Annotated in this window: 13 protein-coding genes; 11 read left to right on the top strand and 2 right to left on the bottom strand. The window is 46.1% G+C overall.

Annotated features, from left to right (window positions below; translation table 11 throughout):
• Nucleotides 1-248 precede the first annotated feature (248 nt).
• The 7 genes from NE638_RS16860 (at nucleotide 249) to NE638_RS16830 (ending at nucleotide 6840) form a co-directional block, all read left to right on the top strand.
• A complete protein-coding gene (locus NE638_RS16860; protein ID WP_373152625.1) occupies nucleotides 249-860 on the top strand; it encodes a phosphate propanoyltransferase in 612 nt (203 codons plus the stop codon).
• 68 nt (nucleotides 861-928) lie between these two features.
• Nucleotides 929-1195 carry a EutN/CcmL family microcompartment protein gene (locus NE638_RS16855; protein ID WP_015525950.1) on the top strand — a complete coding sequence of 89 codons (267 nt, stop codon included), beginning with the start codon at nucleotides 929-931 and terminating at the stop codon, nucleotides 1193-1195.
• 4 nt (nucleotides 1196-1199) lie between these two features.
• On the top strand, nucleotides 1200-2528 hold the full coding sequence (locus NE638_RS16850) for a 4Fe-4S dicluster domain-containing protein (protein WP_015525949.1): 1329 nt from the start codon (nucleotides 1200-1202) through the stop codon (nucleotides 2526-2528).
• Between the two features lie 16 nt (nucleotides 2529-2544).
• The gene (locus NE638_RS16845; protein ID WP_015525948.1) at nucleotides 2545-3093 is read left to right on the top strand and encodes a BMC domain-containing protein; all 549 of its coding nucleotides are present in this window, start codon (nucleotides 2545-2547) and stop codon (nucleotides 3091-3093) included.
• A gap of 72 nt (nucleotides 3094-3165) precedes the next feature.
• Entirely contained in the window at nucleotides 3166-3930 is a 765-nt protein-coding gene (locus tag NE638_RS16840; protein ID WP_092070138.1) for a DeoR/GlpR family DNA-binding transcription regulator, read from the top strand.
• A 136-nt stretch (nucleotides 3931-4066) separates the two neighbouring features.
• Nucleotides 4067-5218, top strand: a complete 1152-nt coding sequence (locus NE638_RS16835) for a 1-propanol dehydrogenase PduQ (protein WP_015525945.1) — start codon at nucleotides 4067-4069, stop codon at nucleotides 5216-5218.
• 395 nt (nucleotides 5219-5613) lie between these two features.
• A complete protein-coding gene (locus NE638_RS16830) occupies nucleotides 5614-6840 on the top strand; it encodes a cob(I)yrinic acid a,c-diamide adenosyltransferase (RefSeq protein WP_173746779.1) in 1227 nt (408 codons plus the stop codon).
• A gap of 103 nt (nucleotides 6841-6943) precedes the next feature.
• Here the strand turns inward: NE638_RS16830 and NE638_RS16825 are convergent, their stop codons facing one another.
• Nucleotides 6944-8254 (bottom strand): hypothetical protein, encoded by a 1311-nt coding sequence (locus NE638_RS16825; protein WP_173746777.1) that lies wholly within the window; start codon nucleotides 8252-8254, stop codon nucleotides 6944-6946.
• 287 nt (nucleotides 8255-8541) lie between these two features.
• Here NE638_RS16825 and recQ point away from each other — a divergent pair, with 287 nt between their 5' ends.
• Nucleotides 8542-10371, top strand: coding sequence for a DNA helicase RecQ (gene recQ / locus NE638_RS16820; RefSeq protein ID WP_173746776.1), 1830 nt, complete (start codon nucleotides 8542-8544; stop codon nucleotides 10369-10371).
• A 615-nt stretch (nucleotides 10372-10986) separates the two neighbouring features.
• Here the strand turns inward: recQ and NE638_RS16815 are convergent.
• On the bottom strand, nucleotides 10987-11835 hold the full coding sequence (locus NE638_RS16815; RefSeq protein WP_173739765.1) for an AraC family transcriptional regulator: 849 nt from the start codon (nucleotides 11833-11835) through the stop codon (nucleotides 10987-10989).
• A gap of 205 nt (nucleotides 11836-12040) precedes the next feature.
• Between NE638_RS16815 and NE638_RS16810 the strand changes: the two genes are divergently transcribed.
• From NE638_RS16810 to NE638_RS16800, 3 genes are all read left to right on the top strand, one after another.
• Complete coding sequence (locus tag NE638_RS16810; RefSeq protein ID WP_015525941.1) at nucleotides 12041-13837, top strand: L-fucose isomerase; 1797 nt, start codon at nucleotides 12041-12043, stop codon at nucleotides 13835-13837.
• 161 nt (nucleotides 13838-13998) lie between these two features.
• Nucleotides 13999-15033, top strand: a complete 1035-nt coding sequence (locus tag NE638_RS16805) for an aldo/keto reductase (protein WP_173746774.1) — start codon at nucleotides 13999-14001, stop codon at nucleotides 15031-15033.
• An 81-nt stretch (nucleotides 15034-15114) separates the two neighbouring features.
• Nucleotides 15115-15199, top strand: an 85-nt coding sequence (locus NE638_RS16800) for a MerR family DNA-binding transcriptional regulator (protein ID WP_173740748.1), incomplete at its 3' end; no start/stop codon positions are given.

The following is a 15199-nucleotide window of genomic DNA, read 5'->3' as shown; positions in this document are numbered from 1 at the left end:
TAGAGAGCGGAAGCGCAGCAGCATCCAGACTTGGAGAGCTTGTAGCTACACACGTAATTCCGAGACCTCATACAGACGTAGAGAAAATCCTTCCGGTTCTTAAATAATCTAACTGATCAGTTCCAAGACGCACCGGCCTGAGGGCCATTAAGGCTTCCGGCCGGTGTGTTTTGAGTTAAGTTCAGTCATGAAACCGAAAGAAAGCAGGTGTACTCTTGGAAACGAATAATATTGAAATGATCACAAAAATGGTGATCGATGCGATCAACAAAAACGAAGACAAGGGCAATGGTTTCGTTGTTCCTATCGGAGTTTCCGCAAGACATATTCACCTGACACAGGAGCATGTGGAGGCGCTGTTCGGAGAAGGCTATCAGCTCACAAAGAAAAAGGATCTGATGGGCGGACAGTTTGCATCCAACGAAACAGTTACCATTGTGGGACTGAAGCTCCGTGCGATCGAGAATGTAAGGATCCTCGGACCTGTCCGCAGTAAATCACAGGTTGAGGTTTCCGCAACAGATGCGATCAAGCTGGGAATGAAGGTTCCGGTACGTATGTCCGGTGATCTTGCAGGAAGTGCACCGATCGCCATCGTCGGACCGAAAGGTGCCATTTATCTGAAAGAGGGATGTATTGTGGCTATGCGTCACATTCACATGGCTCCGAAGGATGCCCAGGCTGCGGGTGTACATGATGGTGATGTTGTTTCCGTTAAAGCTGACAATGAGCGCGGAACGATCTTTAATCAGGTTAAGATCCGTGTTGATGACAGCTTTACACTGGAAATGCATATTGATACAGATGAAGCAAATGCAGCAAGAATTGCCACAGGCAATACAGTTACCATAATCAAATAATATTCCTCCTTCGGGGATGCCATTTCCGGCATCCCCAGCAGAGGATATAGAGAAAAACGGAGGCTCATATGATCGTAGGCAAAGTAGTTGGAAGTATTGTTTCCACACGAAAAAGTGAAAAACTGATAGGAAATAAATTCATGATCGTGGAGCCGGTGCATCATATGAAAGCCGAGCACAGCCAGATTGTCGCTATTGATATCATCGGTGCGGGAATCGGCGAATATGTATTGGTGGCACAAGGAAGCGCAGCAAGAATTGGCTGCGGCGTAGAAACAGCACCGGTAGATGCCGCCATCGTCGGTATCGTAGACGACGGTGCAGGATTGGAGTAACGCCATGGATATCAAAGAATTACAGAAAATTATGCAGGAGAATGGTGTTGTCGGAGCAGGTGGAGCAGGTTTCCCTACATACATGAAACTGACAGACAAAGCGGATACCATTCTTATGAACTGTGCAGAGTGCGAACCATTACTGAAACTTCACAGACAGTTGTTGGAGAAGCACGCATACGAGATCATGAAAACATTCGATATGGTTGCGGAGACGGTAGGAGCTTCACAGGCCATTATCGGAATCAAAAAGTCTTATGTACAGACGATCAATGCTTTAAATCAGCATATTGAAGAATTCCCGAGGGTTAAGATCCATCTTCTGGATGAGGTTTATCCGATGGGTGATGAGGTTGTTCTTATTTATGAGGCAACCGGACGTGTGGTACGGCCCGGAGGACTGCCGATCGAGCAGGGAGTAGCCGTATTTAATGTAGAGACTCTCTACAATGTATACCGCGCGGTAGAAGAACATAAACCGGTCACATGTAAATATGTTTCCGTTGTTGCTGAGGTTGAGAACCCTGTTACAGTGAAGGTTCCGTTGGGATGTACACTGGAAGAGGTTGTTGCCCAGGCAGGCGGTACAACTGTAAAGGATCCTGTATATTTCGTTGGCGGCCCGATGATGGGACGTATCGGAAATGGTTCAGACCCGGTTACAAAAACAACGAATGCAATCCTGGTTCTTCCAAAGGACCATGTTATTGTCATGAAGAAGCAGCGGACTTCTTCTATAGATCTGAAGAGAGCAGCATCGATCTGCTGCCACTGCCATACATGTACAGATCTTTGCCCGAGACATAATCTGGGACACCCGATCGATCCGGCAATGTTCATGATGGCAGCATCCAATCAGGATTTCAGAAATGTAAATCCTTATATCAATTCTGCATTCTGCAGCTCCTGTGGTGTCTGCGAGATGTATGCGTGTCCGCAGAGCCTGGCTCCGAGAACACTGCTTGCAGATATGAAGGGCGGACTTCGTAAGGCAGGGATCAGACCACCTCAGGGTGTTCAGCCGAAGCCGGTTCAGGAGTCCAGAGAATACCGCAAGGTTCCTGAGGAGCGTCTGATGGCACGTCTGGGACTTACCAAATATGACAAGGATGCACCGCTTCAGGAAGAACTTGTAAACGTATCGAAGGTAAAGGTTCTCTTAAGCCAGCATATCGGTGCACCGGCACAGGCAATCGTAAATGTAGGCGATATGGTAACAGAAGGCCAGATGATCGCACAGCCTGCACAGGGATTAAGTGTCGGAATCCATGCAACCATCAGCGGTAAGGTTACAGAAGTGACAGACCGCCATGTTGTAATTGCAAGAAATTAGAAAGGACGTGCACAAAATGAGTAGAGCAATCGGAATGATTGAGTTTAAAACCACACCAGCTGGTATCACTGCAGCAGATGCCATGGTTAAGACATCTGAAGTAGAGATCGTGGAGGCGCAGACAGTATGTCCGGGAAAATATATTGCAATTATCACCGGAGATTTAAGCGCAGTAAAAGCTGCTGTAGACACAGCTGTAACAACATACGAGGACAAATGTATTGACAGTTTTGTACTGGGCAATCCACATGAGTCCATTTTCCCGGCAATCTACGGAACCACACAGGTCGAGGAGATTAGTGCCCTGGGAATTCTTGAGACCTATGATGCAGCATCTATCATCGAGGCGGCAGATCAGGCAGCTAAGACAGCTATCGTTGATCTGATCGAGCTTCGTATCGCCAAGGGTATGTGCGGTAAATCATACATGCTTCTTACCGGCGAGGTTTCTGCAGTGGAGGCTTCTATCGAAAGAGCAAAAGAGCTGGTAGCTGAAAAAGGAATGTACATGGATTCCTCAGTGATCGCTCATCCGGACAAGAGAATGATCGATACGATCCTTTAATATTGTCTTTATATCTGAGGGATATCCTTTTGAAGGGTATCCCTGCAATGACATCTGAAAAGGAGGCATCTTATGCTAGCATTAGAGAGAAGAAATCTGATTCTCGAGAAATTACAGGAAGAGAAAAGGGTTGTTGTAAGTGAACTAAGCCAGCTTTACAGTGTCTCAGAAGAAACCATCCGCCGTGATCTGGACAAGCTGGAAAAAGAGGGACTTGCCACAAAGAGTTATGGCGGTGCGGTGATCAACGAAGATGTCGGTATTGATTTACCATTTAATGTTCGTAAAAACCAGAATGTACAGGGAAAGCAGAAAATGGCGGAGATTGCTGCTTCCATGGTGAATGACGGAGATCACATTTTTCTGGATGCCAGCACAACGGCAGTTTTTGTGGCCAAGGCGCTGAAAGAAAAAGAACGTCTCACCGTTGTTACCAATTCTATGGAGATCCTTCTGGAGCTCTCGGATGTATCCGGCTGGAATATTATTTCCACCGGTGGAGTGATGAAGGAAGGATATCTTGCATTTCTTGGTGCCAGAACCGAGGAAGTGATCCGTTCTTATTATGTGGACAAGGTTATTTTTTCCTGTAAGGCATTAAACGAGGATATGGGGATCATGGAATCCAAAGAAGCCTTTGGAACAACCAAAAAAGCCATGATCAATTCCGGAAAAATGCGTATTCTGGTGGTAGACAGCACAAAATTTGATCAGACTGCTTTTTCCGTGGCAGGACAGCTGCGGGATATCGAGACGGTCATCACAGACAAAAAACCGTCTGAAAAGTGGCTGAAGCATTTCAGCGCGCATAAGATCGAATGCATCTACCCGAAATAGGTTGGACATATATCGGAAAACGATTGTGTTCATGAGCATGCAGTGTATGCGGAATGCGGAGATCCGCTTTACTTTATCCGGCCACAGGCAGACAAAAGAGACCTGTGTTCCGGTATGACGAGAGGGAGCAGTTTCTATGAATACATTTGAAATGAAAACAGCCATCCATTTTGGAGCTGATGCCCTGGGAAGACTGAGAGATATTCCATACAAAAGAGTCCTTGTTATCACAGACCCGTTTGTTGTAAAAAGCGGAATGATCGATATGATCACAAAACCGCTTCAGGCAGGTGGAAAAGAATTTGATATTTTCTGTGATGTTGTTCCGGATGCACCGGTTGGAAAAATTGCCGAAGGAGTTAAGAAATTCCTTCAGTATCAGCCGGAAGCTATTGTTGCAGTAGGTGGTGGTTCTGCCATCGACTCTTCCAAGGCAATCCGTGAGTTTGCCCTGAAGATCAATAATTACGGAAAAGTCGGACTGGTTGCCATTCCTACAACAAGTGGTACCGGTTCCGAGGTTACTTCTTTTGCAGTTGTAAATGATACAGAAGCACATGTGAAGTATCCGCTGATCTCAGACAGCCTGACCGCTGATGAGGCAATTCTGGATGCGGAGCTTGTACGCAGTGTTCCGCCTGCGATTACAGCAGATACGGGTATGGATGTTCTGACTCATGCAATTGAGTCTTATGTCAGCATCAACCATAATGAGTTTACATCTGCACTTGCAGAGAAAGCAATCGAGATCTGTGGCGTATATCTTTATCGTGCATATGTTGACGGTAATGATATGCATGCAAGACAGAAGATGCATGTAGCGTCCTGTCTGGCAGGACTTTCCTTCAATGCAGCAGGTCTTGGAATTACTCACAGTATGGCTCATCAGCTGGGTGCTATTTTCCATATTCCTCACGGAAGAGCTAATGCGATGCTGTTGCCGCATATTGTTGAATATAATGCAAATATCAACAAACGCAGCAGAAGCCAGAAAGAATATCTTCCGGCAGTAAAGAGATATTCCAATATTGCACATCTTCTTGGACTGAGCAATTATAACGAAGTTATGAGCGTAAGATCTCTTGTAAACTGGATTCAGTTTATGCAGAAAGAGATGAATATCCCGCTTACCATCGAAGAGATGAAGACGATCACACCGGATGCTTATTTTGCGGCGGTTGATAAGATGGCGGATATGGCACTTGCGGATGCCTGCACAGCGGCAAATCCGCGTGTACCGAAGAAAGAGGATATTATTAAGATTTATACTAAACTTTGGTCTTTTTGATAAAAGATGAAAACCGCAAAGGGGCCGCAAAGCCGCGGCCCCTCTGCACACCCCTCGGGCTTTTTTTAGAGTGCTTGACTGTGACGGGCGGAAGGGTATTGACTTGTGCCTGTATGCTGCGGTTGTTCCGGGTTGAACGTTGTGCCGATGGGGCGCCGTGGGCGCCTTGAATGTGTGACGTTTTGGCGGAGGCTGGCGCGTTTGTGAACGCCGCGCCTAGTTTGCTGGGATGGTTGTGGTGTGTGTTACGTTTGCGTGGAATACGTGGGCGCGTTTGTGGACGCCGCGCCTGGTTTGCCGGGATGATTGTGGTATGCGTAGCATTTCGAGGATTGTAAAATTGGTCTGATATGGGTGGGATTATTTATCAGGAGTTGCTGGGAGGTTGAGCTGGGATGGAGGTTTATACCGGGTATGGTGATAAGGGGATGACGGATCTTTCCCATACGAAGAATGTTTCAAAGTCGGATGATCGGATTTGTCTGATGGGGTCAGTTGAGGAGCTGATGAGTCATATTGGGCTTGTGCGGGTTCTGGTTGATGATGTGGATGTTGTCCGGATGCTGGAGAAGATCTCGGAGACTTTGAAGAAGATCATAGATGGGGTTTCTGATCCTTATAATCGGGAGTTTAAGGTCAGTGAAGACCGGACGGAGCTTCTGGAGGAGGAGATTGGCCGGATGAAAGAGATTTTTTCCGGAGAGAGGCTTCCGATTCTTCCGGGGGATTCCCGAGTTGCGGCTGAGATCGATGTGACAAGAGCTGTGGCGCGGAGGGCTGAGAGAGAGCTTGCGCTGGTCAGTGTGAAGTTTGGATCGGATACCGGAGCCAAGAAATATATGAACCGTCTGTCAGATTATTTTTATGTGCTGGCAAGGTATGTGGATGTTGCGAAGATCGAAGAGAAGAAGACAGATATTTCTGGAAGTGTTCAGAAATCTGTGAAAGCAGAAACTGCTGGGATTGAAGCTAATGTTGGGGTAGAGGCTGTAGGAACTGTTGGAAGTAGTGCGGATGTTGCAGCGGGTACATCGGCGGTGGATGTAAGAGCACAGGATTCGCAGATGGTGCAGAAAAGGGATGTACAGGCTTTTGATGTGCAGAATGGGACTGTGACGACAGCAGTGGGAGGAAATACGGCGATGGCACAGAATGACAGTATAGCAGCAAACACGGCGATGATCCAGGAAGTGCTGAAGCGTATGGGTATCCAGGGTCGTATCACATTGGATTCTGCCAAGAGGCTTATTGAGAAGATCGAGCAGGAAGCTTTGAGAAGAAACAAGCCTTCTGTAATTGCGATATGCAGCCCGGATGGAAATCCAGTTGCGGTTCATGTGATGGATGGATCTTTTCTTGTAAGCTTTGAGGTGGCTTTGAAGAAGGCTTATACATCGGTTGCAGTGAAGATGTCCACCATGGAGCTTTCCAGACTGACACAGCCGGGTCAGACCTTTTATGGTCTTGGAAAAATGAGTGACAATATTGTGATATTCGGAGGTGGTGTACCCCTGAAGGTTGGAGACACCATCATCGGCGGTCTTGGTATCAGCGGCGGTACCGGCGAAGAGGATAACAGCCTCGCAGAGTATGGACTGCAGGTACTGAATGAGGTACTGTAGGATAAAAACAAAACGTATAGACAGCTCAGAGAGAATAAATAAAAGGGACGTGTTGCAGTGATGATTTTTAAATCAATACTGCGGCACGTCCCTTTTGAATTATTTACTTCCAGCTAATCTTCAGACATTTAACGGAAATATCACTTTTTTCCGGTGCCTGGACCATGTTCTGGATGAAATAGGTTTTTGTCATGGTTTTTCCGGGTTTCAGGTTCAGTGTCAGGTTCTTGGTCCAGTACATCTGGTCATAGATACCGGAACCGGTGGTGATCTTTACTTTTGCGGTGGTGACGGTTTTCGCAGAAGTATTGGTGAATTTTAAGGTATAATAGGTCTTCATGTCATTGGGACCATACTTGATACCGGCAACACTGATCTTCAGATTTTTGACGGTAGGTTTGGCGGCCGGTGCGGATACGGTAATAGTGATCTTACGATTGACACCGTTTAAATTTGCGGTAACCGTGGCTGACCCTTTTTTCTTTGGGACGAGATAGTTTCCGGAAATGGCAAGTACGGAAGGCTTGCTGGAGTTTGCATTTTTGATGGTCAGACTGGTACCACCCTTCAGATTGATAAGGGAACGCATGCTGACCTTGGAACCAACCTTGAGTGTAGTTTTGGAAGCGCGGAAGGTTGCTACGGTTTTTGAAGACGAGGTTACTTTTCCGGTCAGCTTACAGGCTGCGGCCTTTGGATAGGATAAAGTGATCTTTGCGGATCCGGCTTTCATGCCCTTCAGGGTAACTGTGAAACGGCTGCGTTTTTTGGAATCCTGAGTGATGCTTTGTACCTTGAGAACAGAGCTGTTGGAAGAAGTAACCTTGAATTTTGATTTGCTGATGGTTTTTACGTAGGGATCAGAAATCTCGATTCCGATGGAAGTGGTTTTTCCGGTTCGGATGCTCTGATTCAGATAATTGTTGTTGGTGATAAAAATTTCAGGCACTGCCTGTTTGATGGTAACCTCATAGTCACAGTCTACCGGTACCGGACATTTTTTATTGCCGAAATCGAACTCCAAGTAGCCATCCTCTATGTTGTCATCGTAGATGAAAAAGGTTTCCTTGTATGCCAGCGGTGTATAATTTGAAGTGCTCAGCTTAACCACATTGATCCCATCGATAGAAAATGTGGTGCTTTTTGGGATGACTCCCTTGGGTGAATAAAAGCTTACACGGACTGTCACGGCATAGATCCGTTTTTGGCAGTTTGCATTTTTGATGTTGATCGGGAAATTAATGTCTGAAGACTCATCTTCGATCACACCGTCGGTATCACGGATAGTGGAAGTGGTTCCTTTGGTCACGACCCGGACTCTGGCGTGGGCATCCTGGGGAAGCAGGAGCACAATAACGGAAAAAAGAAACAGGAAAAAAATTGCTTCGATGTTTTTTATTTTTCTTTTACACATAACAAACCTCCTTTTTTTATGAGCATACCGGCTGTTACTGAACAGAGGCCCGGGTACTCCATGAATTCATGGTCCTCTGCTGCGGAACAGTATAAACAGACTCTTTCTCTTATATCATTATAACAGGAAACCAGGGAGGAAGTGCTTTGTGATTTTTTTGTATCAATTGGCAATTTATCTGTAAATATGTTAAAATAAAATATTCGGAAAACAGCAGCGATTCGACAATGAAAAAGAGAAGCGTTACAGTTCCGGTGGGAACGTAACAGAAAGGATCATGTCGATTTATGACGAAACAGGAACTTTTAAAGACCCACTTCGGGTATGATACTTTCAGAGAAGGGCAGGAAGCGGTGATCGACGCGCTTCTTGCAGGAAGAGATGTTCTGGCAGTGATGCCAACCGGCGCAGGAAAATCAATCTGCTATCAGGTACCGGCACTGATGATGAAGGGGATCACACTGGTAATATCACCGTTGATCTCCCTTATGAAGGATCAGGTGAGAAGCCTGAACCAGGTCGGTATCTCAGCAGCATACCTCAACAGCTCTCTGACGCAGGGGCAGTATTTCACAGCCTTGCGCTATGCAAAGGCAGGACGATATCCGATCATCTATGTAGCACCGGAGAGGCTTACCACAGAGGCGTTTCTGGATTTTGCGCTGAGCGCGGATATTTCCATGATCGCAGTGGATGAGTCACACTGTGTATCACAGTGGGGACAGGATTTTCGGCCAAGCTATCTGAAGATCGCAGAGTTTGTGGCACAGCTTCCAAAAAGACCGGTGATCGGTGCATTTACAGCTACAGCCACGAAGGAGGTCAGGGAGGATATTGCAAGACTTCTGGGGCTTCAGGATCCCTTTTGCACAACCACAGGATTTGACCGGGAAAACCTTTATTTTGCAGTGAAAACACCGAAAGATAAATATAAGGAAGTACACGATTACATACTGGAGCATCCGGACGACAGTGGAATCATCTACTGTCTTACCAGAAAGCTGGTGGAGGAGGTCTGCGGAAAGCTGATCCGTGACGGCATCACGGCCACCAGATATCATGCAGGACTTTCCGATGAGGAACGCCGGAACAATCAGGATGATTTTATTTATGACCGCTGTCGTGTGATGGTAGCCACCAATGCATTTGGAATGGGAATCGACAAGTCCGATGTACGTTATGTCATTCATTATAATATGCCGAAGAACATGGAAGGCTATTATCAGGAAGCAGGCCGTGCGGGCCGTGACGGCGATCCTGCGGAATGTATCCTGCTTTACAGCGGGAAGGATGTGGTTACCAATCAGTATCTTATCGAGAGAGGACAGGATAACCAGGAAATGGAAGCGGCAGCCTGGCGCCTTGTCCGGGAGCGTGATCAGGAGAGGCTGAAGCAGATGACCTTTTACTGCTTTACCCATGATTGTCTGCGTGAGTACATCCTAAAATATTTTGGGGAATACGGAAAAAGCTACTGCGGAAACTGCCTGAACTGCCAGACCGAGTTTGAAGAGCAGGATGTGAGCCAGGAGGCCAGGGCAATGATCCGGTGCGTGGAAAGCAGTGGTCAGAGATACGGAGTGAACGTGATCCTGGATACTCTGCGCGGCGCATCTACGGCGAAGATCCGGCAGTATGAGATGGATGGAAATCCGGAATATGGAGTCTGTGCAAAGATTCCGGCACACCGGCTGCGGCAGATCTTTAATTATCTGGTACTGAAGGAATATCTTCATCTGACGGATGACGGATATACGATAGTGAAGCTGACTGCCGCTTCCAAGTCATTTCTGGAGGAGGAGCATATCCTCACAATGAAAATGTCAAAAGAGCTGGAGACGAAGAAAAAAGAGAAACGGAGCAGACTTCCAAAATCTGCAGTCGGGGAGCTGGGAGAACAGGATGAGCCCCTTTTTCAGAAGCTCCGTGCTCTTCGCCTGGAGATCGCCAGAGAGGAAAAAATCCCCCCTTATATGGTCTTTTCCGACAAAACCCTTATCCATATGTGCATTCTGAAGCCCGGAAACGAGGAGGAAATGCTGAATGTGACAGGAGTCGGCAGGCACAAGTACGAAAAATACGGAAAAAGGTTTATAGACGCGGTGAAAAATCTGTAGGAAATAGACTTTTGCCGTCGGAAAATGAAGAGCGAAATGTTCTGAAATTTCTTGCATTTTAAAGAGACATTTGTTAGAATAAGACAAGCAGGAAACATCCGGCGGCTATAGTGCGGCCGGATCGTTTTTAACTGTATCATATTTCTGCTGCACGTTCCGGTGCAGCGTATAGGCATTTCGCAAGCAGAGTTCTATGCAGCAGTGGAATCCCTTCGAGTAGATGGACCGACTGTGTGAGATATCCGTTGGTCAGAAGCAAGCAGTGAGGTGGATGATCGTATCCGCTTTCAATTAAGACATAATCTGGTGCTGGTCACTGCGTGAACAGAGATCAAGCTCCTTCACGATCTGCGTCGGCTTTTTCATGCAGAAAATCTGCCCTGCCGGCTTTTTTTCTCATACAGAAGAGTAGCATGTATTCATAAAGACATGAACATAGCCCGTCTGCAAAACGGGAATCCGTTCCGGCATGACTGTTCTCCGCCAGGCCGAAAAAGCTGTATTTACATAAAACAGCCCAATTCCTCAAAAAGCAGGATATCCGCAATATGTGCGAAATCCTGCTTTTTGTCATGTAATACTCTGGTATGTGCCATTAAGACGTGGAAAAATATTTCAGCGTCTTTTATATTTGCCGGGGGTGATCCCCTTGTACTTTTTGAAGGTACGGATAAAGTAGCTCAGATCATTAAAGCCATTCCGATAGGCAATCTCCGTGATGGAATCATCGGTGGTAGCCAGCTGGCAGCAGGCCTGCTCGATCCGCTGGCGGTTGAGGTAATCCATTGGTGTCTGATGCGTCATCTCGGAAAAGAACCGGCAGAAATATTTGGGAGACATGGAAACCGAAGCGGAAAGCTCCTGCAGGGTAATGGGGCTGGCATAGTTCTTTTCAATAAATTCCACGACCTGCTTCAGCTGGACAATGCGCTTGTAATCTCGTCTGGTTTTCCGCAGGCTTTCCAGGTAGTAATGATTACCAAAAACCAATCCGAAAAAGTGGTAAAATTGTCCAAACACAACCAGCTCATATCCTGGCTTCTTCTGCCAGAAAGAATCAAAAAGAGAGTTCACCGCTCTCTGGATATCAGGCTGCTTTTCGGTGAAATGGTGATAGATCAGCAGCTCCTGGTGGCTGATCTTCTGCATATATTCTGTGCAGACGGAATTAAATTTCAGAAACATGTTCATATCAAAAACAATGCACTGATAGATACAATCCTGAGGAATTCCGGAATGCAGAACTCCACTATTGACAAAAATCACATCTCCGGCTTTTGCTGTAAAACTTTTTTCGTCTAAAGTGACGGTGAGAGTGCCCTGTAATACACGCATGATTTCACATTCTACATGCCAGTGGTAGGACATGACATAGCGTGGATGGCTGCTGTCAATGTGGTGGAATTCAAAAGGAAATTCATAGGTACCTCGAAGTCTGTCCTCATTTCTTCCAAGATCGTGCAAAATACAACCCTTCTTTCTTAAATTTTATAGTTTTTTTAGGAACTCATATGAAAAAGTGAATATTGTACTGTTTTTTGCTATTATAACACAAGTAATTTAAAAGATGCAATCGTATAATAAAAGCATAGTTCAGACAGGAGTTGTTGGAACGTAAAAAAACAGTAAGTTATAATAGTGAATATAAATTTAGGAGGTAATTGTTACTATGGCAAAGAGCAGATTAGTAGGCAGCTATCCGGTTATCGGTATCAGACCAACCATCGACGGACGTAGAGGAGCCCTCGATGTAAGAGGATCTCTGGAAGATCAGACTATGAACATGGCCAAATCCGCAGCAAAGCTTTTCGAGGAGAACCTGAAATATTCAAATGGTGAGCCTGTAAAAGTTGTTATTGCTGATACCACCATCGGACGTGTTGGTGAGAGCGCTGCATGTGCGGATAAATTCCGTAAAGAGGGTGTAGATATCACTCTTACAGTTACACCATGCTGGTGCTACGGAGCTGAGACCATGGATATGGATCCACAGACCATCAAGGCTGTATGGGGATTCAACGGAACAGAGAGACCTGGTGCTGTATATCTGGCATCCGTTCTTGCTACACATGCACAGAAGGGTCTTCCGGCATTCGGTATCTACGGACATGACGTTCAGGAAGCTGACGACACATCCATTCCGGAAGACGTTAAAGAGAAACTGTTAAGATTCGGCCGTGCAGCAGTTGCAGCTGCATCCATGAGAGGTAAATCCTACCTGCAGATCGGTTCTGTAACAATGGGTATCGGCGGATCTATCATCGATTCTGATTTTATCGAATCCTATCTCGGAATGAGAGTTGAGTCTGTTGATGAGGTAGAGATCATCCGTCGTATGACAGAGGGTATCTACGATCACGAAGAGTTTGAGAAAGCTCTCAAATGGGCAAAAGAGACCTGCAAGATCGGCTGGGACAAGAACCCGGAAGAGCTTCAGTTCTCACCAGAGAAGAAAGAGGAGCAGTTCGAGTTTGTTGTTAAGATGGCAGTTATCATCAAAGAGCTGATGAACGGCTGTGATAATCTTGCTCCGGAATTCTCCGAGGAAGCAATCGGACACAATGCTCTTGCAGCTGGATTCCAGGGTCAGAGACAGTGGACAGACTTCTATCCGAACGGTGACTTCGCAGAGGCTATGCTGAACACATCCTTCGACTGGAATGGCGCTCGTGAGCCGTACATCCTTGCTACAGAGAACGATGTTCTCAACGGACTTGGAATGCTGTTCATGAAACTTCTTACAGGACGTGCTCAGATCTTCGCTGATGTTCGTACATACTGGAGCCCGGAGGCAGTTAAGAAAGCTACAGGATATGACCTTGAGGGTGTTGCCAAAGAAGCTGGCGGATTCCTTCATCTGATCAACTCCGGTGCTGCTTGCCTGGATGCTAACGGACAGGCTAAAGAGGCTGACGGAACACCAGTTATGAAACAGTGGTGGGATGTTACAGAGGCAGACCAGAAAGCAATCATGGACAATACAGAGTGGTGTATGGCCGACAACGGATACTTCCGTGGAGGCGGATACTCCAGCCGTTATGAAACACGTGCTCAGATGCCTGCAACTATGATCCGTCTGAACCTTGTAAAAGGACTTGGACCGGTTCTTCAGATCGCAGAGGGATGGACAGTAGCCCTTCCGGAAGAGGTATCTGACAAGCTCTGGAAACGTACAGATTACACATGGCCATGTACATGGTTCGCTCCAAGATGCGATGGCAAAGAGGGACCGTTCAAAACAGCTTACGATGTAATGAACAACTGGGGTGCTAACCACGGTGCGATCTCCTACGGACACATCGGTGCAGACCTGATCACAATGTGCTCTATGCTGAGAATCCCGGTATCCATGCACAACGTTCCTGAGAAGGATATCTATCGTCCGGCAGCTTGGAACGCATTCGGTATGGAAAAAGAGGGTGCAGACTTCCGCGCTTGCAAGAACTATGGACCACTTTACAAATAAATCATATTGTTAAGATAACGGAATATCAAATCCTCCGGCATGCATGTGCCGGAGGATTTTTTTGTGCCATAGTATATGGATAGTTGGGAAATATACTGTTCGGATCTACGGAAAAAAGTTATAATAGAAAAAGATATATATGAATACGGGAGGTTACGTAGATGAAATATATACAGCTGAACAATACAGAGCTGAACATCAGTCCTATCTGCCTCGGAACAGCAGGATTTGGAGATAAATCAGACCTGGAAAAAAGCTTTGAGATTCTGAATGCCTTTGTATGGGCAGGCGGAAATTTTATTGATACGGCAAATGTCTATTGCAAATGGCTAAAAGGACATGGAAACTGCAGTGAGAAGATCATAGGAAAATGGCTGAAAGAGAGTGGCATGCAGGGAAAAGTTATTGTGGCAACGAAGGGCGCGCACTATTCCTTTGAGGATCCGGGCCGCAGCAGAGTGAACAAAGAAGATATCCGCATGGACCTGGATGAGAGCTGCCGCACACTGGGAAAAGATGAGATGGATTTTTACTGGCTTCACAGAGATGATCCGGAGAAACAGGTAGAGGAAATCGTGGATATTCTGGAAGAATTGAAAAAAGAAGGCCGGATCCGTTATTATGGATTTTCCAATTACCGCACAGAGAGGCTGAAAGAAATTGCTCAGTGTCTGAGAGAACGAAATCTTTCAGGGATCACAGCAGTATCCAATCAGTGGAGTCTTGCAGGAATCAATCCCGGAGGAAATACAAATCCGGATCCTACACTTGTGGAGTTTTCCAGGGAAGAATATCAGTGGCACTGTGAGACAGGCGCTGCTTCCGTTCCGTTTTCTTCCACTGCAATGGGATTTTTTTCAAAACTTCAGAAAATGGGGCTTTCCTGTACAGATGCAGAGGTGGATGCATCCTGGATGCGGGAGAAGGAAACACAGATCACAGGTCTTTCAGAAAGTATGAAAAGATCCTACTGGAACGAGACAAACCTTCGCACCTATCAGAAGCTGTTAAAGCTGCAGAAAGAAACCGGCCACAGCCTGCAGGCCCTGTCTCTGGCATACTTTTTCAATCAGCCATTCCAGACTGTGCCTGTAACCGGTGTCAGCAATCCTTCACAGCTAAAAGATGTGCTGGATGCCTGTGAGATCGACCTTGCACCGGAACTGTTCGGAGGCTGGGTAAGCGCAGGAGGATGATATAAGTAACTAAATATATTGTAAAAAGATATTAAATGTGTTTAAATATACTTATGGAGGTATATTATGAACACATCAAATATCACAAATTATAAACCAAAAGATTTTGCTGAATTATTAGGTGTTTCTGTAAAAACGCTTCAGAGATGGGACAGAGAGGGAATCT

Origin of the sequence: Blautia sp. MSK.18.38 (assembly GCF_024460535.1) — a bacterium.
Classification (GTDB): domain Bacteria; phylum Bacillota; class Clostridia; order Lachnospirales; family Lachnospiraceae; genus Blautia_A; species Blautia_A fusiformis.
The sequence above is the reverse complement of the archived record's forward strand: the minus strand, read 5'-3'. Positions and strand labels throughout refer to the sequence as shown.